Origin of the sequence: Aeromonas sp. R6-1 (assembly GCF_040908165.1) — a bacterium.
Classification (GTDB): Bacteria; Pseudomonadota; Gammaproteobacteria; order Enterobacterales; family Aeromonadaceae; genus Aeromonas; species Aeromonas caviae.
This window is the reverse complement of the sequence record NZ_JBFODF010000055.1, coordinates 1-20,182: the sequence shown is the minus strand read 5'-3', so window position 1 is coordinate 20,182 and position 20,182 is coordinate 1. Positions and strand designations below refer to the sequence as shown.

General features: G+C 61.9%; 19 protein-coding genes and 1 pseudogene. 9 read left to right on the top strand and 11 right to left on the bottom strand.

Annotated elements, in window-relative coordinates; translation table 11 throughout:
• Positions 1-111 precede the first annotated feature (111 nt).
• The 7 genes from AB5Y68_RS19290 to AB5Y68_RS19260 form a co-directional block, all read right to left on the bottom strand.
• Positions 112-444 (bottom strand): hypothetical protein, encoded by a 333-nt coding sequence (locus AB5Y68_RS19290; protein WP_234704016.1) that lies wholly within the window; start codon positions 442-444, stop codon positions 112-114.
• Positions 445-587: 143 nt separating this feature from the next.
• A complete protein-coding gene (locus AB5Y68_RS19285) occupies positions 588-1,298 on the bottom strand; it encodes an HAD-IA family hydrolase (protein ID WP_039039804.1) in 711 nt (236 codons plus the stop codon).
• A gap of 93 nt (positions 1,299-1,391) precedes the next feature.
• A complete protein-coding gene (xerC, locus tag AB5Y68_RS19280) occupies positions 1,392-2,369 on the bottom strand; it encodes a tyrosine recombinase XerC (RefSeq protein ID WP_039039805.1) in 978 nt (325 codons plus the stop codon).
• On the bottom strand, positions 2,362-3,042 hold the full coding sequence (locus AB5Y68_RS19275; RefSeq protein ID WP_010672702.1) for a DUF484 family protein: 681 nt from the start codon (positions 3,040-3,042) through the stop codon (positions 2,362-2,364). Before AB5Y68_RS19275 ends, xerC begins: the two co-directional genes overlap by 8 nt.
• A gap of 79 nt (positions 3,043-3,121) precedes the next feature.
• A complete protein-coding gene (gene dapF / locus AB5Y68_RS19270; protein WP_029313578.1) occupies positions 3,122-3,952 on the bottom strand; it encodes a diaminopimelate epimerase in 831 nt (276 codons plus the stop codon).
• Between the two features lie 62 nt (positions 3,953-4,014).
• The gene (lysA, locus tag AB5Y68_RS19265; protein WP_039039806.1) at positions 4,015-5,265 is read right to left on the bottom strand and encodes a diaminopimelate decarboxylase; all 1,251 of its coding nucleotides are present in this window, start codon (positions 5,263-5,265) and stop codon (positions 4,015-4,017) included.
• A gap of 20 nt (positions 5,266-5,285) precedes the next feature.
• The gene (locus AB5Y68_RS19260) at positions 5,286-5,486 is read right to left on the bottom strand and encodes a lipoprotein (protein WP_010672699.1); all 201 of its coding nucleotides are present in this window, start codon (positions 5,484-5,486) and stop codon (positions 5,286-5,288) included.
• Positions 5,487-5,559: 73 nt separating this feature from the next.
• Here AB5Y68_RS19260 and cyaY point away from each other — a divergent pair, with 73 nt between their 5' ends.
• The gene (gene cyaY, locus AB5Y68_RS19255; protein ID WP_010672698.1) at positions 5,560-5,874 is read left to right on the top strand and encodes an iron donor protein CyaY; all 315 of its coding nucleotides are present in this window, start codon (positions 5,560-5,562) and stop codon (positions 5,872-5,874) included.
• Positions 5,871-6,524, top strand: a complete 654-nt coding sequence (locus AB5Y68_RS19250; RefSeq protein ID WP_039039807.1) for an alpha/beta hydrolase — start codon at positions 5,871-5,873, stop codon at positions 6,522-6,524. Before cyaY ends, AB5Y68_RS19250 begins: the two co-directional genes overlap by 4 nt.
• Before the next feature lie 187 nt (positions 6,525-6,711).
• On the opposite strand, the gene AB5Y68_RS19245 is transcribed toward AB5Y68_RS19250, so the two are convergent.
• Positions 6,712-9,231, bottom strand: coding sequence for a class I adenylate cyclase (locus tag AB5Y68_RS19245; RefSeq protein WP_039039808.1), 2,520 nt, complete (start codon positions 9,229-9,231; stop codon positions 6,712-6,714).
• 322 nt (positions 9,232-9,553) lie between these two features.
• Here AB5Y68_RS19245 and hemC point away from each other — a divergent pair, with 322 nt between their 5' ends.
• From hemC to AB5Y68_RS19215, 6 genes and pseudogenes are all read left to right on the top strand, one after another.
• Positions 9,554-10,483: a hydroxymethylbilane synthase gene (gene hemC, locus AB5Y68_RS19240; protein ID WP_039039809.1), complete on the top strand. Its 930-nt coding sequence runs from the start codon at positions 9,554-9,556 to the stop codon at positions 10,481-10,483.
• 46 nt (positions 10,484-10,529) lie between these two features.
• Complete coding sequence (locus tag AB5Y68_RS19235) at positions 10,530-11,264, top strand: uroporphyrinogen-III synthase (protein WP_039039810.1); 735 nt, start codon at positions 10,530-10,532, stop codon at positions 11,262-11,264.
• Positions 11,261-12,337 (top strand): uroporphyrinogen-III C-methyltransferase, encoded by a 1,077-nt coding sequence (locus AB5Y68_RS19230; RefSeq protein ID WP_039039811.1) that lies wholly within the window; start codon positions 11,261-11,263, stop codon positions 12,335-12,337. Before AB5Y68_RS19235 ends, AB5Y68_RS19230 begins: the two co-directional genes overlap by 4 nt.
• Before the next feature lie 10 nt (positions 12,338-12,347).
• Entirely contained in the window at positions 12,348-13,511 is a 1,164-nt protein-coding gene (locus AB5Y68_RS19225; protein ID WP_039039812.1) for a heme biosynthesis HemY N-terminal domain-containing protein, read from the top strand.
• A 58-nt stretch (positions 13,512-13,569) separates the two neighbouring features.
• Complete coding sequence (locus AB5Y68_RS19220) at positions 13,570-13,704, top strand: hypothetical protein (RefSeq protein WP_010672691.1); 135 nt, start codon at positions 13,570-13,572, stop codon at positions 13,702-13,704.
• A pseudogene (locus AB5Y68_RS19215) lies at positions 13,686-14,080 on the top strand (DDE-type integrase/transposase/recombinase); the annotation flags it as partial. The gene AB5Y68_RS19220 and the pseudogene AB5Y68_RS19215, both read left to right, overlap by 19 nt.
• Positions 14,081-14,154: 74 nt before the next feature.
• Here the strand turns inward: AB5Y68_RS19215 and pmbA are convergent.
• A complete protein-coding gene (gene pmbA / locus AB5Y68_RS19210; protein WP_039039813.1) occupies positions 14,155-15,498 on the bottom strand; it encodes a metalloprotease PmbA in 1,344 nt (447 codons plus the stop codon).
• Between the two features lie 114 nt (positions 15,499-15,612).
• Here pmbA and yjgA point away from each other — a divergent pair, with 114 nt between their 5' ends.
• Positions 15,613-16,137 (top strand): ribosome biogenesis factor YjgA, encoded by a 525-nt coding sequence (gene yjgA, locus AB5Y68_RS19205; protein WP_010672689.1) that lies wholly within the window; start codon positions 15,613-15,615, stop codon positions 16,135-16,137.
• A gap of 86 nt (positions 16,138-16,223) precedes the next feature.
• On the opposite strand, the gene AB5Y68_RS19200 is transcribed toward yjgA, so the two are convergent.
• Positions 16,224-19,307 carry a transglycosylase domain-containing protein gene (locus AB5Y68_RS19200; RefSeq protein ID WP_039039814.1) on the bottom strand — a complete coding sequence of 1,028 codons (3,084 nt, stop codon included), beginning with the start codon at positions 19,305-19,307 and terminating at the stop codon, positions 16,224-16,226.
• 213 nt (positions 19,308-19,520) lie between these two features.
• Positions 19,521-19,838, bottom strand: a complete 318-nt coding sequence (gene tmaR / locus AB5Y68_RS19195; protein WP_010672687.1) for a PTS system regulator TmaR — start codon at positions 19,836-19,838, stop codon at positions 19,521-19,523.
• Positions 19,839-20,182 lie beyond the last annotated feature (344 nt).

Genomic DNA, 20,182 nt, shown 5'->3' with positions numbered 1-20,182 from the left:
CATCGGGGGCTGCCCGGAGGCATCCGACGTGGCGGGCCTGTGACCCCCCCACGCCATCAAGCTGTCCACTGCCTTCGGCGATGCCTCCTGCCCATTCAGGCAGCAGACGGGCTAGTCGCCAAATCCCTTGCCCTTGAGCTTGGGCAGGGCTCCGCGATCAGGGCGCAGGGTTCGGCAGACATCCAGCCCCTTGAGGCCCCGCTGGATATGGTCCGGGGCCTGCCCGAGCACCATGCCGTTGCCGCGATAGAGACGGGCATCCTCCAGCTCGAACAGCTCGCCGCCGATGAGCAGTTGCTCCCGGCCATTCACCACCTTGCCCCGTTTCAGGGGCAGGGTCATGTCCACCTGGATCTCTCCGGTGGCACACCCCTCGCGCCAGCGCGCCTCGTCGGAAAACGGGGAGATGGCGATCTCCCGCCAGGATCCGTCCCTGAACTCCATCCGGTAACGGTCTTGCACCAGATCGCATCCCGCCAGCACCACGGGGATCGCCAGCCAGATGACACCCTTCAGTCCCTTCACGCCCTTGCTCCCTTGTTGTTATTGCCCGATATACATCACGGAATCTGTCCCTCACCCCCAGCTCAGAGCAGCAGGGTGGCCAGATCCTGCAGCTGTCCCAGCTCCACATCCGGCAGCAGCGACAGCGACTGCCAGGACTGACCGCTCTCGTTGAGCCAGGCGGCCCGAAAGCCGTGCAGCCTGGCCCCCAGCACGTCGGTCACCGGGTGATCCCCCACATGGAGGATGCGGCCGGGGGTCAGCCCCAGGGCCTCTTGCACCTGCACGAACATGTCGGGCGCCGGTTTCATTCTGGCTCCCGCTCCCGCCTTGCAGACCAAGGTGAAGTAGCCAGCCAGACCCGCCAGCTCCAGATCCAGGTTGCCGTTGGTGATCACCGCCAGCGGGTAGCGCGCCGCCAAACGAGCCAGCAGGGCGTGAGTCGCCTCGCTCACCTCTATCTTCGAGCGCTCGGCCATGAAGCCGGTGAACACCGCCCTGGCCTGCTGCTCCGCCAGCCCGGGCTCCATGCCCCCCTGCACCAGGGCCTCGCGAATGCCCCGCTGCCGCGCCAGGCTGACGTCGTGGCTCAGCGCCGGGTGGTCCAGCAGCAACTGGCGCTTGAGCGCGAGCCAGCGCGGTTTGTCCAGCATGGCGGTAGCCAGGTATTCGCTGCGCAGATGGTCCAACATCCACTGTTCCGCCCGCGCGATGGCGGGACCGTTGTCATAGAGGGTGTCGTCCAGATCGAACGAGATGGCGGCCACCGGCTGCCAGCGACGGTAAAACTGCATGGCTGTTTCTTTACTCCTCATTCTCTGGCGTTGCGAGCGCCCGCCTGACCCGGGCGACGTGGAGATTGTCATCCCCGCAGATCGCACACCACATCACTCATCCTCCGGCGTTTCCGGATCCCGCTTCGCTCGCGGGTGGGCACTGTCATATACCTTGGCCAGATGCTGGAAGTCGAGGTGGGTATAGATCTGGGTGGTGGAGAGATCCGCATGCCCCAGCAGCTCCTGCACCGCCCGCAGATCGCCGGAGGATTCCAGCATGTGGGTGGCGAAGCTGTGGCGCAGCTTGTGGGGATGCACGTGGGCATTGAGCGCCTGCTTGTTGCCCCAGCCGTCGAGCCGCTCCTGTACAGAGCGGGCCGAGAGCCGCTGCCTGCGCTTGGAGACGAACAATGCCTCCCCCTCGTCACCGGCCAGCAGGGGGCGTACCTTGAGCCACTTGTGCAACCACTCCACCGCCATCCGCCCGATGGGCAGCACCCGTTCCCGCGAGCCCTTGCCGATCACCCTGAGCTGGCGCTCGTCGAGCTTCACGTCCGCGAGGTTGAGCCCCACCAGCTCGGCAAGGCGCAGGCCGGAGGAGTACATCAGCTCCATGATGGCGCGATCCCGTACCGCCAGCGGATCCTGCTCGTCGGTGATGTTGAGCAGCTGATACATCTCGTCCACGTCCAGGTTCTTGGGCAGGGGCCGCCCCTGCTTGGGGGTGACGATGCCCCGCGCCGGGTTGGCGGTGAGCCGCCCCTGGCGCACCTGCCAGTCGCAGAAGCTGCGCAGGGCCGACACCTTGGTGGCAAGGGAGCGGGGCGCCAGCCCCCCCTTGTGCATCCGGGTCACCAGACTGCGCACCTGGCTCGCCTCGAGCCGGGCCCAGTCGTCGACCCCGAGCTTCACCAGCTCGGCAGTCATGGCTTCCAGGTGGGCCTGATAGTTGCTACGGGTGTGGGGGCTGAGCTGGCGCTCGACCCGCAGGTATTCGATAAAGGCGTCCAGCTCCCCCGCCAGTGCGACCGGCAGGGGGTCGGCGGCAGGGGGCGTCCTGGCAGGGGCTCGGGTCGTTGCCTTAGCCACGGGCCAGCTCGGGCAGACGCAGTTGCAGCAGACGCCCCAGCTGACCCAGCAGCAGGGTGTCGTTGTGGGGGGTGAAGTGGCTGGGATCCGAGCTCGCGAAGGCCAGCACGCCGAGCTCCCCGAGCCGCATCAGGGCCACCGAGTTGACCAGCACATCATTGCCAAACAGCGCCTGCTTCTCGCTCTGGTTGAGGCGACCGAAATAGTAGTCCGTGCCGGGCAGGCGCTGGCCCAGCAGTTGTTCGAGCTGTTTGCCCTGCGCCAGGAAACGCTGCTCGGGGCCGCTCAGCTGGAAATGCCTGGGATTGAGCCAGAGCCGCAGGCCGGTGAGTCGCAGCCGCTGGACGAAGGCCTTGCCCATCACGGCGCTCAGCTCGAACAGGGTCTGGCAACCGTAGATCTCCCCGTAGAGATCCGCATAGACCCGGAAGATCCGCTCGTTCTCGCTGGCGACCCCCATCAGTTCGGTGATCTCCTGCTCCAGCTGCTCGATGCGCTCCCGCTGTCTGTCCAGCTGGCGCTCCACCAGGGAGATGGTGCCCTTTTGCGCATGGGGAATGCGGATCTTGTCCAGCATGGCCCCGTGACGCAGGAAAAACTCGGGATAACGGGCCAGGTACTCCAGCACTGTGGCTTCATCCACCAGTGATTCCTGCCGTTTGAGTTCGCTCATAACTTGGTTGATCCATCCGAAAAAGGGGCCAAGGGCCCCGATATGATCCGTTGATGGAGCGGGATCACCCGCTCCTTGTCTACAACTCTATCTGGCCGTCAAAGACGTGCTCGGCCGGTCCCGTCATGTAGACGGGCTGACCCGGTCCCTTCCAGGCGATGGTCAGCTTGCCACCCGGCAGGGTGACGGTGACCCGCTCCTTGAGCTTGCCCTGGCTGATGCCTATCACCACGGCCGCACAGGCCCCGGTCCCGCAGGCCAGGGTCTCCCCCACCCCGCGCTCGAAGACCCGCAGCTTGATCTCGCTGGCGTTGACCATCTCCATGAAGCCGACGTTGACCCGCTCGGGGAAGCGCTCGTGGCGCTCCATGATGGGTCCCAGGGTCTCCACCGGCGCATCGGCCACCGAGGGCACCTCGATGACGCAGTGAGGGTTGCCCATGGAGACGGCACCGCACATCACGGTGTGATCCTGGGCCCGCAGCAGATACGTCTTCTCCGCCTTCTGGGCACGGAACGGGATCTTGCCCGGCTCGAACTGGGGCACCCCCATGTTGACCGTGACCTGGTTCTCCCCTTCCAGCTGCAGAGTGATGCGGCCCCGGGCGGTACTGACCGCGATGCGATCCCGGTTGACCAGCCCCTTGAGACGCACGAAACGGGCGAAGCAACGGGCCCCGTTGCCGCACTGTTCCACCTCGCTGCCGTCGGCATTAAAGATGCGGTAGTGGAAGTCGAGCTCGGGGTCATAGGGCGGCTCCACCAGCAACAGCTGGTCGAAGCCGATACCGAAGTGACGATCCGCCAGCTTCTTGATGATGTCGTTGCTGAAGAACACCTTCTGGGTGACGCCATCCACCACCATGAAGTCGTTACCGAGGCCGTGCATTTTGGAAAACTCAATCAACATCGCGCGTTCCTGTCTCACCGTTAATCACGCTCTCACATGGAGGAACGCTGAAAATCCATCCATCACGGCAGCAGGTGCTCGCCACGCCAGAGATCCGCCAACTGCTCCCGCTCACGGATGAGGTGCGCCTGGTCACCGTCCACCAGCACCTCGGCCGCACGGGGTCGGGTGTTGTAGTTGGAGGACATGGTAAAGCCGTAGGCGCCAGCGGAACGCACCGCCAGCAGGGAGCCCTCGGCAATCGCCAGGGTACGCTCCTTGCCGAGGAAGTCGCCGGTCTCGCACACCGGGCCCACCACGTCATAGAGTGCCTTCTCGTGGGTCGCCCGGCTGTCCACCTCGATGATGTTCATCCAGGCGCCGTAGAGGGAGGGGCGCAGCAGATCGTTCATGCCGGCGTCGATCAGGGCGAAGTTGCGAGTCTCGCCGGGTTTGAGGAACTCGACCCGGGTCAACAGCACACCGGCGTTGGCGACGATGGCGCGGCCCGGTTCGAACAAGAGGGTCAGATCCCGGCCCGCCAGCTTCTGCTTGAGCGCCTCGGCATACTCGGTGGGGTGCGGCGGCTGCTCGGCGCCGTAGTTGACCCCCAGACCGCCGCCCACGTCCAGGTGATGGATGTGGATGCCTTCCGCCGCCAGCTCGTCGATGAGCTTGAGCAGCTTGTCCGCCGCCTCCATAAAGGGATTCAATTCAGTGAGTTGCGAGCCGATGTGGCAATCCACCCCCTTGATCTCGATGTGGGCCATGGCCGCTGCCTTGCGGTAGATGGCGGGCGCCTGTTCGATGGGGATGCCGAACTTGTTCTGCTTGAGGCCGGTGGAGATATAGGGGTGCGTGCCTGCGTCGATGTCCGGGTTGACCCGCACCGAGACCCGCGCCTTCTTGCCCATGCTGCCTGCAACCCGGTTCAGGCGCTCCAGCTCGGCTTCGGACTCCAGGTTGAAGCAGAGGATCTCTTTTTCCAGCGCAAGGCGCATCTCGGCTTCGCTCTTGGCGACGCCGGAGAAGACCACCTTGGCCGGATCACCGCCCGCCGCCAGCACCCGGGACAGCTCGCCGCCGGAGACGATGTCAAAGCCCGAACCAAGGCGTGCCAGCAGATTGAGCAGGGCCAGGTTGGAGTTGGCCTTGACCGCGTAGCAGATCAGGTGGGGAATGTCGCCAGCCGCCTGGTCGAAGGCATGCCAGTGGCGTTCCAGGGTGGCGCGGGAGTAGACATAGAGCGGAGTGCCGTACTGGTCGGCAAGCTGTTGCAGGGGAAGCTGTTCGGCCTGAAGCTGACCGTCTGCGTCGTAGTTAAAGTGATCCAAGGGGGCGGTTCCTTCCTAGATTATTGCGGCGCGGCCTCTGAGGCCGGTGTAGCGGTCGCAGGCGAGGCGGCTTGCGGTGTACTCTCTGTCTTGGGCTGTGTCTGCTCTGCAGGTGCGGGCTGTTCGGCCGGCGGCATGTAGAGCGGCCCCGTCAGGCCACAGGCGGCCAACCCGAGCGACAGCGACGCGGCAAACAGGCACTTGGTGAACTGGGTAATCATAATGGTTCGCTGCGAAAAAATTTTTGGCCCTCTATAATCGCACTCACATTGTTAAAAGCAACAGGATAAACCGATGAAGGATCACGAGTATCACGCCCTGACCGACGCCTTTTTCCAGTATGTGGAAGACACCATCGACGAGGGGTATCCGGATATCGACTGCGAACGCGCCGGCGGGGTGCTGACCCTGAGCTTCGAGAACAAGACCAAGGTCATCATCAACAAGCAGGAGCCCCTGCACCAGATCTGGGTCGCCACCCGGGAGAACGGCTTCCACTTCGAGCTGCGCGGTGACAGCTGGATCGACAACCGCTTCGGCGACGAGCTCAAGGCCCTGCTGACCCGGGCCTGCACCACCCAGGCCGGCGAGCCCGTGGTCTTCTCATGACGGATCTGCATCCCGAAGGTGCCCGCCATGCGGTGATCTGGCTGCACGGGCTGGGGGACTCCGGCGCCGGCCTCGCCCCCCTGGTGGAGGCGCTGGCCCTGCCCGCCGACCTGCCCGTCCGCCATCTGCTGCCGGATGCGCCCGAGCGCCCCATCACCATCAACATGGGCTACAGGATGCGCGGCTGGTACGACATCAAGAGCTTCGAGGATCCGGCGGATCGCGCCGTGGAGTCCCATGTCAGGGAGTCAGCGGCCCGTATTGCCGCGCTGATCGACCAGTTGGTGGCCGAGGGTTTCCCCCCCGAGCGCATCGTGCTGGCCGGCTTCTCCCAGGGGGGCGTCATCGCCTCCTTCACCGCCCTGCGTCATCCGGTGCCCCTGGCAGGCCTGCTCTGCATGTCCACCTACCTGGCGGTACCCGATGCCCTGCAAGCAGAGATGAGCGAGGCGGCCCGCGTCCTGCCCATCTGCTACATGCACGGCATCTATGACGACGTGGTGAACCTCTCCATGGGCTGGGACGCCAAGAACCGGCTGGAAGCGGCGGGACTCAGCCCCGAGTGGCACGAATACCCCATGCGCCACGAGATCTGCCGCCCCCAGCTGGGCGACATTCGCAGCTGGTTGCTGGCCCGCCTCGGCGCCTGATTGTCGGCTCACGGGTAAGACAACGGCCTGCATCAGCAGGCCGTTTGCTTTCATCCCTGACGGCGATGCTCGACGGCATCCCCCCACTGGCTGCGCCCCCTCCACGCCTGATTCCCGCACCACGGATACGACAACGGCCTGCATCATGCAGGCCGTTTGCCATCTTGCCGGTGCTGTTATCAGCGCATCATCCTACTTCCCGCGCCGCGCCTGGGGTGTCCCGCTGCGGGCTCTGGCTGCGGTAGGGGATCACATCGAGTTTGTCACCCACCTGCACGATTTCGTAGTACTGGGGCAGGTTGAAGTTGCTGAACTGACCCGCATTGCTGAATCGCTCGTGACCCGAGGTGTAGAACCGGTTCACCCCCTGTACCAGTTCGTCCTTGTTGCCGGCGAAGTGCTGGTAGATCTCCACCCGATTCGCCTCGTCCAGGATATAGATGTTGGTGCCTGCATCCCGGGTATCGAAGAAGAACTGCACCAGCCCTTCGCTGGCGTAGGCGTCGACGATACCGGGCAGGTGCTGGCTGTGAGTCTTGTCGAGGCGCAGCGGCAGGTGATCCAGCTTGTTGTGGGAGATGTGGCGGTAGAAGTCGATGGCGTTTTCCAGCTTCTTGACCGACACCCCGCGCCGCTCGAAGAAGATGCCGTACTTCTCCTTGCCGAGCGCCAGCGTCTTGACCAGCTGCTGCTTGTCCCGGGCCAGGCGCAGCTCGATGCATTCAGCCACAAGCTGCTGGAAGCGGGTGCGCACCAGGGAGCGGAAGTGCTGGCTGTAGCAGAACACCTCGATCATCTCGGGGGCCGCGGCGTCCTGGTGCATCTTGCCGAGGATGGTGGTGAGGGCGTCCACCACGGCTTCCTCTCCCTCGAAGTGCAGGGTGCGGATCTCGCTCCAGGAGTTGCGATAGACGAGATCCACGGATCCCACCAGACACTCCTGGTTGCGACCGAACGAGAAGACATCGGCGGCGTTGGCATCGAACTCGATCACCTGCCCCACCCAGTGGCTGGACGGGTCCGTCTCCAGGTTCAGGAAGATGGAGAGCTGGCGGATCTCGCACGGCCGGCTCAGGGCCAGGTTGGTCGCGCGGGGATACTTGACCGGGAAGGTGCCGGAGAGATCGCGACAGAACTGATGCAGGTTGTCGATGTGCAGATCCGAGCCCTGGTTGAACAGGTGTACCCGGGACTGGGGCGTCAGCAGGCCGTTGAAATAGGCCCAGGCCACCAGCTTGCTGATGTAGCCGTTATATTCGAGCGGCGCCCGGCCGATGATGTCGGCGGGTTCGAGGGAATGCTTGTAGAGATACCAGCCGGCGCGATTCAGGCGGCCGTGGGGTACCTGTACCAAGCTGAGATCCGGCTCGCCGAGATCCGGCGCAATCTTGAGGTTGATGCGCTGCACCTTGCCCGGCAGGCTCTCGAATGCGGCATAGAGCTTGCGCGACAGGATGCCGATGTCTTCCGGATTGATGGACTCGCTGATGTTGTTGCGCCGGGCGAACTGGATGAGGTTGCGGTAGCTCTGCATCAGAGCCTCCAGCAACTCGGCGTAGGCCACCTTGACGTCCTCCACCTTCCACTCCTGGCGGTGATCAAGGTGGTAAAGGCGCTCCGGACTCCAGCCCCAGTAGGCCACCAGCTGGGCCATCTGCTCCCGGCGCCAGTCCGGGGAGTGATCCTCCTTGGGATGGCTCAGCCCGTCGCACACCTTCAGATAGAAGCAGCGACGCACCAGATCGAGGCGCTGCATGTCGCCGATGGACTTGAGGTAGTTGGTCACCTTGTCCAGCATCAGACAGTAGTTGTCGAGGCGGTAGTGCATCCCCTCGTTGTGCTGGAACCAGTCGCGACTGGTCACCGACAGCAGCCGGGTGTTGGGATACTCGTGGGAGTAGGCCTCCATCAGCACCGACTTGAGCACCGCCTTGTAGGGGGAGTCGATCCCCTTGTAGAGCTGCCACAGGGCGGAGCCGAAATACTCCTCGGCAGGAATGCGATCAAAGCCGCCGAGATCGAGCCAGTCATCCTGGCTCAACTTGCCGTGGGCAAACAGGCCGTTGACGTAGTCGTCGTAGTGATCGTCATATTCGGCCGGCACCAGATACCAGAGCAGCCGCTTGCCGGCGATGTGCATGGCACTGCGGTAGAACTCGTCAAGCAGCAGCAGGTGCTGGGCGCTGCCGCAGCTCTCCCCCTGCATCTGGGCATCGTTGCGCTGACGGAACTTGTCTTCGGGGATCAGGAAGAAGTTGAGATCGACCCCCCGCTGCTCGGCCCACATGGAGAGGTGCTGGCACTTCTGTTCCAGCAGGGCGAGGCGCTCGCTCGACAGACCGGCCACGTGGCAGACCCAGATGTCGAGATCCGAGTGGCAGCACTGACCGATGGAGGAGGTGCTCCCCATGGAGTAGAGGCCCTGGATGGACTTGTCGTGGGTACTGAGACCGCCCTGGCAGTTGGCGTTCTGGCAGAGATCCTGGATGAAGGCCTGCTGGGCATCGTTGGCGACAAAACTCCAGATACCATGAGGCACATCCCCTGCCACATAACCGGGCAACAGGGGGTGATTGAAGTGCAGCATGACAGGCAGCAAGTGGAAAACCTGCTGCCCGTAGCGACTCATGAGATCCAGCGCTCGTTGCGTCTTGAGACGATTGAGTTCGTCGTAGCGCGCCACCAGCGTGTCGAGTTTAACCAGCAATGCCCTACCTATGGGGAAGAGAAATGACGCACCAAAACGGGGAGACGTCAAAAAAGTGTGATCATGTTAACAATGCAAACAGCAGTGGTAAACAAGCCCGCACACAATCACCGGATTATTTCTGACCCCGTTCGTAACGGTATCAGAGGAAAGCAATAAAGTTGCTTACTTTCAATAACTTAAAATCAATTATTGGCTGAATGAAAATAATTTTCAGCCCCCGTTTTTGAGCTTGGCCCCGCTTTTGCGGGCTGCGCCATGAAAGCCCCTGCAAAGGGTGGTAAGATCGTTTTCCTCTCAAAAGATGAAACAACTGATTGATATGGCAGCCCGAACCCTGAGAATTGCCACTCGAAAGAGCCCACTGGCCCTGTGGCAGGCCAATTTTGTGAAAGATCGGCTGGAGGCACTCCATCCGGATCTGCAGGTCGAACTGGTGCCCATGAGCACCCAGGGTGACAAGATCCTCGACACCCCCCTCGCCAAGGTCGGCGGCAAGGGGTTGTTCGTCAAGGAACTGGAGACTGCCATGCTGGAAGGGCGTGCCGACATCGCTGTCCACTCCATGAAAGACGTACCTGTGGAGTTCCCCGACGGACTCGGCCTGCACACCATCTGTGAGCGCGAAGACCCACGTGATGCCTTTGTTTCCAACCATTTCAACCAGATAGACGAGCTGCCTCAAGGGGCCGTGGTCGGCACCTCCAGCCTGCGCCGTCAGTGCCAGCTGCGCGCTGCCCGCCCTGATCTCGTGATCCGCGACCTGCGGGGCAACGTCAACACCCGCCTCGCCAAGCTGGATGCCGGTGAATATGACGCCATCATCCTGGCCGCCGCCGGCCTGAAACGACTGGAGATGGCCCATCGCATCGCCGCCTTCATCGAGCCCGAACAGAGCCTGCCCGCCAACGGCCAGGGGGCGGTCGGCATCGAATGCCGCCTGGATGATGTTGAGCTGCACGCCCTGCTGGCGCCGCTCGAGCACGCCGAAACCCGCATCCGGGTGCTGACCGAGCGCGCCATGAACCGCGCCCTGCAAGGGGGCTGCCAGGTGCCTATCGGGGCCTACGCCCTGGTACAGGGAGAAGAGGTATGGCTGCGCGGCCTGGTGGGCAGCCCGGACGGTGCCCGCGTCATTCGCGACGAGATCCGCGGCCCCCTGGCAGAGGGCGAGGCACTGGGCCACACCCTGGCCCAGCGCCTGCTGGCCGCCGGTGCCGACGTTATCCTGGCCGAGGTCTACCGGGCATGAGTGCAGCACAGCCAGGTTCGCGGTCATCTGCCCGGAGCGCCGCCTGATGGTCCCCCTGGTGGTGCGCCCGGCCGCCCAGGCCAACCAGCTGGTGCAGATGCTGCACCAGCTGGGTCATGCACCGCTCTGCTGTCCGCTGCTGGAAACCCGGCCGGGATGCGACCTCCCTCACCTGGGTGACATGCTGCGGGAGGCGGACCTCGTTATCGCCGTCAGCATGCATGCCGTTCATTTTGCACATCATTTTCTGTTGCAAACTGGTCAGACCTGGCCACATATTGATTACTTTGCAGTCGGTCAGGCGAGTGCGGATGCCTTTGCCGAGGCGGGCATCCAGGCCCTGTGCCCGGCCGATCCCCGCAGCGAAGGGCTGCTGGCCCTGCCGGCACTGCAAGGGGTGAGTGGCCGCCGGGTGCTGATCCTGCGCGGCAACGACGGGCGGGATCTCATCGCCCGGACGCTGGCCTCACGGGGCGCACTGGTGCACTATTGTGCCACCTACGAGCGCCACTACCCCGATCTTGACGGGGACGCATTGACCCGCCACTGGCAGGCAGCCGGGCTCGACAGCCTGCTCATCACCAGTGGCGAATTGTTGCAGCGGTTGCTGGCCCTGGTGCCCGGCCCGCAGCACCCCTGGCTTTATGACCGCCTGCTGGTGGTGCCCAGTCCCCGGGTGGCCGAGATGGCAGAAGGGGCTGGTTTTACCCGTATCGTGATTGCCCAAGGTGCATCCAACCAGGCTCTGGTGGCCGCCCTGGAACTGAGGAAGATGGAATGACTGAACAGCAAGAAGTCCAGCCGAGTGCCGCGGCCACCGTGGCCGACAACAACAAGCCCGCGCCCGGAACGACAGGGAGCAAGAAGGGCAGCTCTGGCACCGTGCTTGGCGGCATCGCCATCCTGCTGGCCCTGGGGCTGGCCGGTGGTCTCTATGTGCACGGACACCAGAACGCCGTTGCCCAGCAGGCCGAACTGGTAGCCCTCAAGCAGCAACTGGCCGACGCCATGACCAGGATTGATCAGGGTAGCAGCAAGGATGCCGAACAGATCGGTGCCCTCGGCAAGAGCCAGCAGCAGTTGCAGGAGGCGCTGGACGCCTTGCAGACCAAGGTGCTGGATCTGGACGACAAGCGCCCGAATGACTGGATGCTGGCCGAATCCGAATACCTGGTGCGCATGGCGGGCCGCAAGCTGTGGCTCGAACACGACATCGTCTCCGCCATCACATTGCTCGGCAACGCCGACGAGCGCATCAAGGCGCTCAACGACCCCAGCCTGATGCCCATTCGCAAGGCGCTGGCGGAAGACATCGCCAAGCTCAAGGGGATGCCGCGGGTCGATCGCGAAGGGTTGACCCTGAAGCTGGCCGCCCTCTCGGACCAGATCGAGCTGCTGCCCCTCTCCACTGTCAGCATGCCGGAAGCCAAGAGCGAGCCCGACCAGACCGTCAGCACCAACCCGGACGAGTGGCAGAGCAACCTGAAGAAGAACTGGGTCAAGTTCACCGAAAACTTCATCACCATTCGTCGCCGGGATGGCGCCGTGGAAGCCCTGCTCTCCCCGCAGCAGGAGATCTTCCTGCGGGAGAACCTCAAGACCAAGCTGCTGCAGGCCCAGCTCGCCGTCTATCGTGAACAGCAGTCCCTCTATGTCGACAGCCTGGAGAAGGCCCAGCGCTGGCTGACCCAGTATTTCGATGCCGACAACAGCGCCACCCAGTACATGCAGTCCGAGCTCGACAAGCTCAAAGGCGAGCAGATCCAGTTTGACTACCCGGATCAGTTCAAGACCCAGACCATGCTGGAACAGGTGCTGACCGAACGCCTGCAACGCATCCTGGCCGGCAACTGAGGAGGAGACCATGATTCGTCTGATCGTCATAGTCGCCGTGATGGTGGCGGGCCTCATCTTCGGGCCCGAAGCCTCCGGCAACAAGGGCTATGTGCTCATCTCGCTGGGCAACTACACGGTGGAATCCTCGGTCACCAGCGCGGTGATCCTGGCGGTGCTGTTCTACGGCGCCCTGCTCATCGTGGAATGGGTGCTGGCCCGCCTGTTCGGCCTGCGCCGCAAGACCCAGGGCTGGTTCGGTTCCCGCCGCCGCCGCAAGGCCAACCTGCAAACCGTCAATGCCACCCTGGCCATGGCCGAGGGGCACTACAACCAGGCCGAGAAGCTCCTCATCAAGGGCGCAGACAACAGCGACACCCCGCTGCTCAACTACCTGAGCGCCGCCCGGGTGGCCCAGGCCCGGGGCGATGACGTGCGCCGGGATCACTACCTGCAGAAAGCTCAGGAAGAGAACCCCAAGGCAGAGCTGGCACTGACCCTGATCCAGACCCAGTTGCAGATTGAGCAGGGCCAGTACGACAGCGCCCTCGGTCGCCTCGAGTCCATCTATGCCCTCAACCCGCGCCACCCCATGGTGCTGGATCAGCTGCGTCAGGTGTATCTGGCCCGTGAAGACTGGGCGGCCCTCATCGATCTCGCCCCTGCCCTGCGCAAGGTGGGCAAGCTGACCGCTCAGCAGGAAGAGACCCTGCTGCACCAGGCGTGGTGCGGTCGTCTGGAGGCCGCCAGCGACTCCCTCGACACCCTGCGCACGGTCTGGCAGGGTCTGCCCCGCAAACAGCGCCAGGATCCCGTGCTGCTGGCCAGTTACGGGGATCGCCTGCGCCGATTGGGGGCCGATGCCGAAGCCGCCGATCTCTGGCTGGAGGCCCTGCGCAAGGATCCCTCCCCCGAGCTGTTCGCCCGCCTGCCCAAGCTCAAACTGGACGACTACCAGCCCATGCTGACCCTGCTCAGAAAGATCCAGGATCAGCCTGGCGCCGAAGCCGCGCTGGCCCGGGTCTGCCTGCTGGCCGGTCAACTGGACGAAGCCCAGCGGCTGCTGGAGCAGGAAGTGGCGAAGGCGCCTGATGCCGCCCTCTACCACGCCCTCGGCCAGGTGATGGACAAGCGCCGCCTGACCAATAAGGCCAACGAGTACTACCGCCAGGCATTGCAGCTGGCCGACGTCTGATCGGCGCATCTGCCTGAATATGGTTTGCATCTTCTCCTCCGAATAGATGGAGATCTCGATGGGACAGGGCGTAAACGAACACAACACAATTACTCTGATTTTTAAACTGGCCCTGGTCGAGCAGATTGAAGAAGGCAAGCTCACCTATAAACAGACGCAGACGCGTTATGACACTCAGGGCCGCTCTACCTGAGCTAGGTGACGGACACCTGCTCACGCAAAATAGTGGCAACTAAGAGATGAATGCCGAGTCGATGGTGATCGAGAAAACACTGAAGCAACAACGTGACCACGGAGAGCTTATTCATCATTCGGACCACCAGGTGCAGTATTGTTCGGGGTTGTATCAGTCATTGCATGAACAACACGGGGTCAAATGCTTGATGACAGATACTCATAACTGTCACCAAAATGCACTGAGATCTTGAAAAGAGAGTCACTGCTGCAAAGCCTGCAGAGGCTGGCGCAGGCGGGGAAAAGTGCGAAAGGCAGTGGATACTTATAACCTGGAGCAACCGCATCAGGCATTGAAATACAGAACCCCTGATGTGACGCATCGGGGGTTCTGAGTGCTAAAAGCTAGCTGAAAATGTGTAGACCTATCTCAGGACTAGACACCATATTCCAGATCGGACGGAGGGGATCAGTGCCCCGCCAGTTTCATCTGCTCGACCAGTACGGAGCCGGTCTTGAGGCTGGAACGCTCATCCTCATCACTGCCCACCGCCACGATATGGCTGAACATGTCGGCTAGATTGCCTGCAATGGTGATCTCCTCCACAGGATAGAGGATCTCGCCATTTTCAACCCAGAAACCGGCTGCGCCGCGGGAGTAATCACCATTGACGATGTTGACCCCCTGCCCCATCAGCTCGGTCACCAGCAGCCCGGTGCCCATCTCTTTGAGCATGCCCTGGAAGTCCTGGCCGGTATTGGAGACCTGCCAGTTATGGATGCCCCCGGCGTGGCCCGTGGTGGTCAGGCCCAGTTTGCGGGCGGAGTAGGAGGTGAGCAGCCAGCTCATCAGCTCGCCGCTGCGGACGATGTCCATGTCGCGGGTGCGAACCCCTTCCCCGTCGAACGGGGTGCTGGCAAGTCCTCCCGGCAAGTGGGGGAACTCCTGGATGGTGAGCCACTCGGGCAGGATCTGCTTGCCCAGTTTATCCAGCAGGAAGCTCGACTTGCGATAAAGGTTGCCCCCGCTGATGGCCATCACCAGATGGCCCCACAGGCCGGCAGCGGTATCGGGGTGGAACAGCACAGGGGCATGGCGGGTGCTGATCTTGCGAGCCCCCAGGCGGGAAACAGTGCGCTCCACCGCCTCGTCAGCGATGCGCTGGGGGCTCCACAGCCCGTCCAGGGAGCGGCTGGAGGAGTAGCCGTAGTCGCGCTGCATGTCGCCATCCTGCTCGCCGATCAGTACGCAGCTCAGGGAGTTGCGCGATGCAGCATAGCCTTTGACGAAGCCGTGGCTGTTGCCATAAACCTTGACGCCCAGGTGGCTGGAGAAACTGGCTCCGTCAGAGTGCTTGATGCGGGCATCCCGTCCCAGGGCCAGCCGCTCGCACTCGATGGCCAGCGCGATGCCACGCTGGGGATCCAGCTCGATTTGGTGGCACAGTTGCAGGTCCGGGGCATCCCAGGCCAGCAGATCCGCATCCGCAAGACCGGCGCAGTCATCGGGAGAGGTGTGGCGGGCGATCTCCATGGCCGCTTCCACGGCGGCGCGAATGGCCGGCTTGGTCAGATCCGTGGTGGAGGAGGACCCCTTGCAACCATCGCGATAGACGGCGATGCCGAGTGCGCCATCCTTGTTGAATTCGATGCTTTCCAGCTCGCAGCCCCGGGTGTTCACCGAGAGGCCGGTCTGTTTGCTGATGGAGACTTCGGCAAGCCCGGCGCCCAGCCCTTTCGCTATCTCAAGGGCCTCGGCGACCACGGCCTCGAGATGGGATTGATCCTGGCGGATTTGATCTTGCTGGTCCATAACTCACATCTGTATGAAGGGAAGGAAAGGGGCTAAGCATATCAGACCCCTGCGCCCAGCGGGAGAAGCTGGTAACATATCCGCCAAACGTGAATGACAGGAATACAGAGACCGATGAGTCAATATCAAGACGACAACGAGTGGGAAGACTGGGGCCCCAGCAAGAGCCAGCTCAAGCGTGATGCCGAAGCCTTGCAGAAGATGGGGGAAGAGATCGTCTCCCTGAGTCACAGCGAGCTGGAGAAGATCCCCCTGGATGAAGAGCTCGCCGAAGCGGTCGAGCTGGGTCGCAAGCTCAAGCCGAAGAAGGATGAGTCCTTCCGTCGCCATCTCCAGTTCATCGGCCGTCTGATGCGTAGCCGCGATGTCGCCCCCATCGAAGAGGCCCTCTCCATCATCAAGATGCGTCACTCCACCGTGAACGCCCGCCTGCATCGCCTCGAACAGTGGCGCGAGCGGCTGATCACCGAAGGCGACAGCGCCCTCAACGAGCTGATGTCCCAGTTCCACGAGCTGGATCGCCAGAAGCTGCGTCAGCTGATCCGCACCGCCAACAAGGAGCGGGAGCTGAACAAGCCGCCGGTAGCCTATCGCGAGATGTACCAGTACCTGCGCGGTGAAATTGAAGATCTGTTGTAAGTGATGACTCACGTCCGCCTCAGGGCGGCGTGCAGTACACAATCAAACGGGGCCGAAATGGCCCCGTTTTTTCATACGCTATCCGCTCAGCTGCCCGCCATGCACTGGGTATGAGTAGCAGGTTGCAGATAGGGGACCAGCAGGGGGGCCATCCCCTTGAGCACCTGTACAGGCAGCGCCGACGTGAAGCGGAACTTGTCGGACTGGCTGCCAGGTACATAGGCCGTCAGCGTGCCGAAGTGATCATCCCCGATGTAGAAGACGAAAGTCGCAGTCCGGTTGCGAGCCAGTGAACTGGTCACATTGCCGTAGCGACCGACCGTCTCGATCCGGTTGTCCCCGGTCCCCGTCTTGCCCCCCAGGGCCAGGACAGTACCATCCTGCAAGGCGAAGGCCCCGGCGATGCGCCGCGCCGTCCCCCCTTCCACCACCTTGGAGAGTGCATTGCGCAAGGCGTTGGCCACCTCGGCAGGCATCACCCGTTCCCCCTGGGTGTTCGCCGGCTCAAAGACGGTGGCGAAGGGGGTCCCCTTGGCAAAGGAGAGGTGCTCGATGCGCAGGGTCGGCGCACGAATGCCGCCGTTCTGGATGATCCCCATCAGCTCGGCCAACGCAGCAGGACGATCGCCCGAGCTGCCCAGTGCGGTCGCCAGGGACGGAACCAGGTGATCGAACGGGTAGCCCAGGCGAGCCCAGCGCTGATGGATGTCGAGGAAGGCCTCAACCTCCAGCATGGTGCGGATCCGGCTATCCCGGGCACTGCGATGACGGGTCTTGAACAGCCAGCTGTAGACCTCCTGACGCTCGTCACGGCTGGCGGTTACCGCATCGGTAAAGGTGGCCTTGTCAAACTCCTTGAGATAAGCAAGCAACCACAGCTCAAGTGGATGCACCCGTGCGATATAACCTTGATCCGGCAGAGAATATTTGCCAGGGCCGTAATTGGTATAGAGCTGCTCTATGCGCTTCTCGGTCAATTTCTCCCGCGGCAGGCGCTTGGCCAGGAAAGCGGCAAAGTCGGCCTGGGAGGCTTCCGGCATCAGATAGCGATGCACGGCGGCGAGACGCACCGCGCTGGGTTTGAGACCATCGAGGAAGGTATCGAGCTGCTCTTCTGCACTCTTGCCACGATATTTGCGCCAGAACCTCAGCAGATAGGTCTGGCCCTCTTTGTCAGCAAACTTGGCCAGGTACTCGGTACGGCGAGGATCCCTGTCATCTTTCAACAACTGGGCACGATTTCCCTCCTTGTAGAGGCTGTAGCGGACGATGTCCCGCATCAAGCGCACGAAGGGCAGGTTGATGGATTCCCGCAGCGCATCGCGAATGGGCGGGATGCGACCGTTGTCTTCCTTGCGGAAGTTGTTGAAGGTGTGCATGCCACCGCCGGTAAAGAAGCCTTCATAGGGACTTGCGGAATACTTGCGGTCCAGTGCGGCCTCCAGCATCACCGGCAGGCTTCTGTCCTTGGCACTCATCAGATAGGCGATGGCCCAGCGGCTGATGTTGTCCTGATCGGACACTTCGATCTTTCGCAGGCTCTCCACCGGCATATTGCCGTAGCTGTCATGCAACTCGGTGACAATCTCGAGATAGGTGGTCAGCACCCGCAACTTGGCGGTGGATCCCAGTTCAAGCTTGCTGCCCTCATTGATGTCGAACGGCTGGTCCGTGTTGTCGGTCTGCACCCTGACCTTGACCCCTTCCGGCGTCTTCTCGAACAGGGTAAAGCTGTACTTCACATCACCCGTCTTCTCCGGCGAGAGCAGGCGCTCACCAAACAGGCCCACCTGGGCTGCGAATGCAGGGTCTGCCAGTTGCTGCAGATACCGTGACACCTCGTTCTGCAGCGGCATGTTGAGGGTGGTGTTGGCCGTCAGATCCATGCGATCCAGATCATAAAGCTGCACCCCGAGCTGACGACTGAGACGAGTGCGAGCCACCTGCAGTCCCTTGTTGTTGTTGACCCTGGTGATGGCAGGTGCCTGCAGGAAATCGCGGAAGACCAGCTTGGCCTTGAGAGCCGACTCCATCAGGGGGGGCGTGATCATTCCCTCCTGCACGAAGAGTCGCAGATAGCTGTCTGTCAGGGTCGACAGTGCTTCTCTGCCCTGCGCCAGGTAATAGGAAGGACGGCGGTGGGCGATCATCAGGGAGACAACCTGGCGCAAGGCAAGGCCCTGCTCGGCCAGGGTGGAATCCTGGTTGCGAGCGGGATCCAGCAGTCGATTCACCTCATCGACATTGGCGCCAAACCAGACCCAGAGGCCATCACCGAGACCGTGGACCTCGCCATAACCGGGCGCCGCAGAGAGCGGGACAGAGTTGAGGTAGGCCCAGGCAACCAGCTTGCGGGCCTCCAGGGTCTCGGGCCCCAGCCGATAGGCACGAACGCTGGCCGAGACCATCTGGCGGATCTTCTCGGTCGGCGAAACGGTCAGTCCATCGGGAGAATGACGATACTTCTCCACCTGGGTCGCCAGGGTGCTACCGCCAGCAGATTGATCCTGCATATCCAGCGCCTTGCCCACCTGAGACAGCGCCGCCTTGGCAAAGCGCGGCCAGTCTACGGCCGGGTTGGCCAGCGGTTCCTTGTTGCTCAGGAGGTCACGGTTCTCGATAAACAGCAGAGACTGGATGACCAGGGGCGGTATGGCATTGAAATCCGGATAGTAATGAGTCGGATACTTGTACTGGTAGAAAGGTTCTGCACGGCAGTCATAGAGTGTCAATCCTGCCTGGACCTTCTCGGTATAAGGCACGAAGAAACCGTGGCTGGCGTAGTTGTAGAGCGCATCGGAAAAACGGACCTGTTCGCTCACCTGGTAGCCACGCTGAACGAGACGTTCCTGGATCATGGGCATCAGCACATAACCGAGTCGCTTGTCGAACGGGCCGTCGTCGGGGAAGGCAATTTGCTTGCTGGGGCCGGGTTCGATCTGATAGGTCAGGGTGGCCGCATAGCGGGAGATCTCCTGTGACTGCAGTCGGGAGGTCTTCATTTCATAACCCACCAGGGCGATCGCGGCAGCCAGGCAAAGCAAAAAGATAAAACAGAACAACCAGCGCCACCAGGGTCGGCGTTTACGCTGTTGTTGCCCGTCCGTATTAGGTACGGATGAATCCTGAGATGCCACTTTATTTGAATCCGTCTGTTTTGATGCGCCCATATCAGCCCCACCATGGTTGCGCAATTTATTGTCTTTCAATCAAGCTTAGTCGTTTCAAGTCAAGGGCTTGAAATCTATTGACCGCTTTGCAGCGATGTTAACAGGGCGATTGTGAAAATGGGAGCCGATTGTTGCAATGCGGCAAGAGATCCGAGCTGCGGCATGAAAATGAAACACCGGCCAGAGGCCGGTGTTGACGAGAGCGGGGCGGTATTATTTGCTGGTGCTCATACTCTTCAGCTTGGTACTCAGCTCCTTGCGCTCCTTGGAAAGCTCGGCATTTTTGATGATATGGTCATCTACGCGCTCTTCATAATCGGTCCGCATGTTGGCGATGATGGCCTGAACCTCGTCAATGCTCATGCCGGGCTTGATATAGTCACTCAGGTTGTCGAGCAACAGTACCCGCTTCTGGTTGTCACGGATCTTTTTCTCGTTGTCCGCGATTTCACGCTTGAGCTTGTTCTGACGACGGGACATACGCACATATTCCAGCACATCGTTGAAGGTTGACTTGTTTACTTGTTCCATATCGGTACCACTGAGTGAAGGTGAATAAAAACAGGCTGAGAGTCCCATACCAGAAAAAGAAACCGAAACCATGGCACGGGCAAACCCGGAATGCCCCTTACTCTACCGAGTTATGATTCAGATACAACCCCAATCGCAGCGCGGGCGGCGGGTTTAGACAGAACAGCTCCGACTGGGTTATTACGCTAAAAATGATGAAAACGGAGAGAGCCAACATGTGGGTTCGGCAACAAGTGAACGTGAACGACGAACAGCACCATAGTGCCCGTTTGCCCTCCAGTGAGGGCTGAATTTCAGGCAATAAAAAACCCCGCTCGAGTGAGCGGGGTTTCTTGTATTGGGTG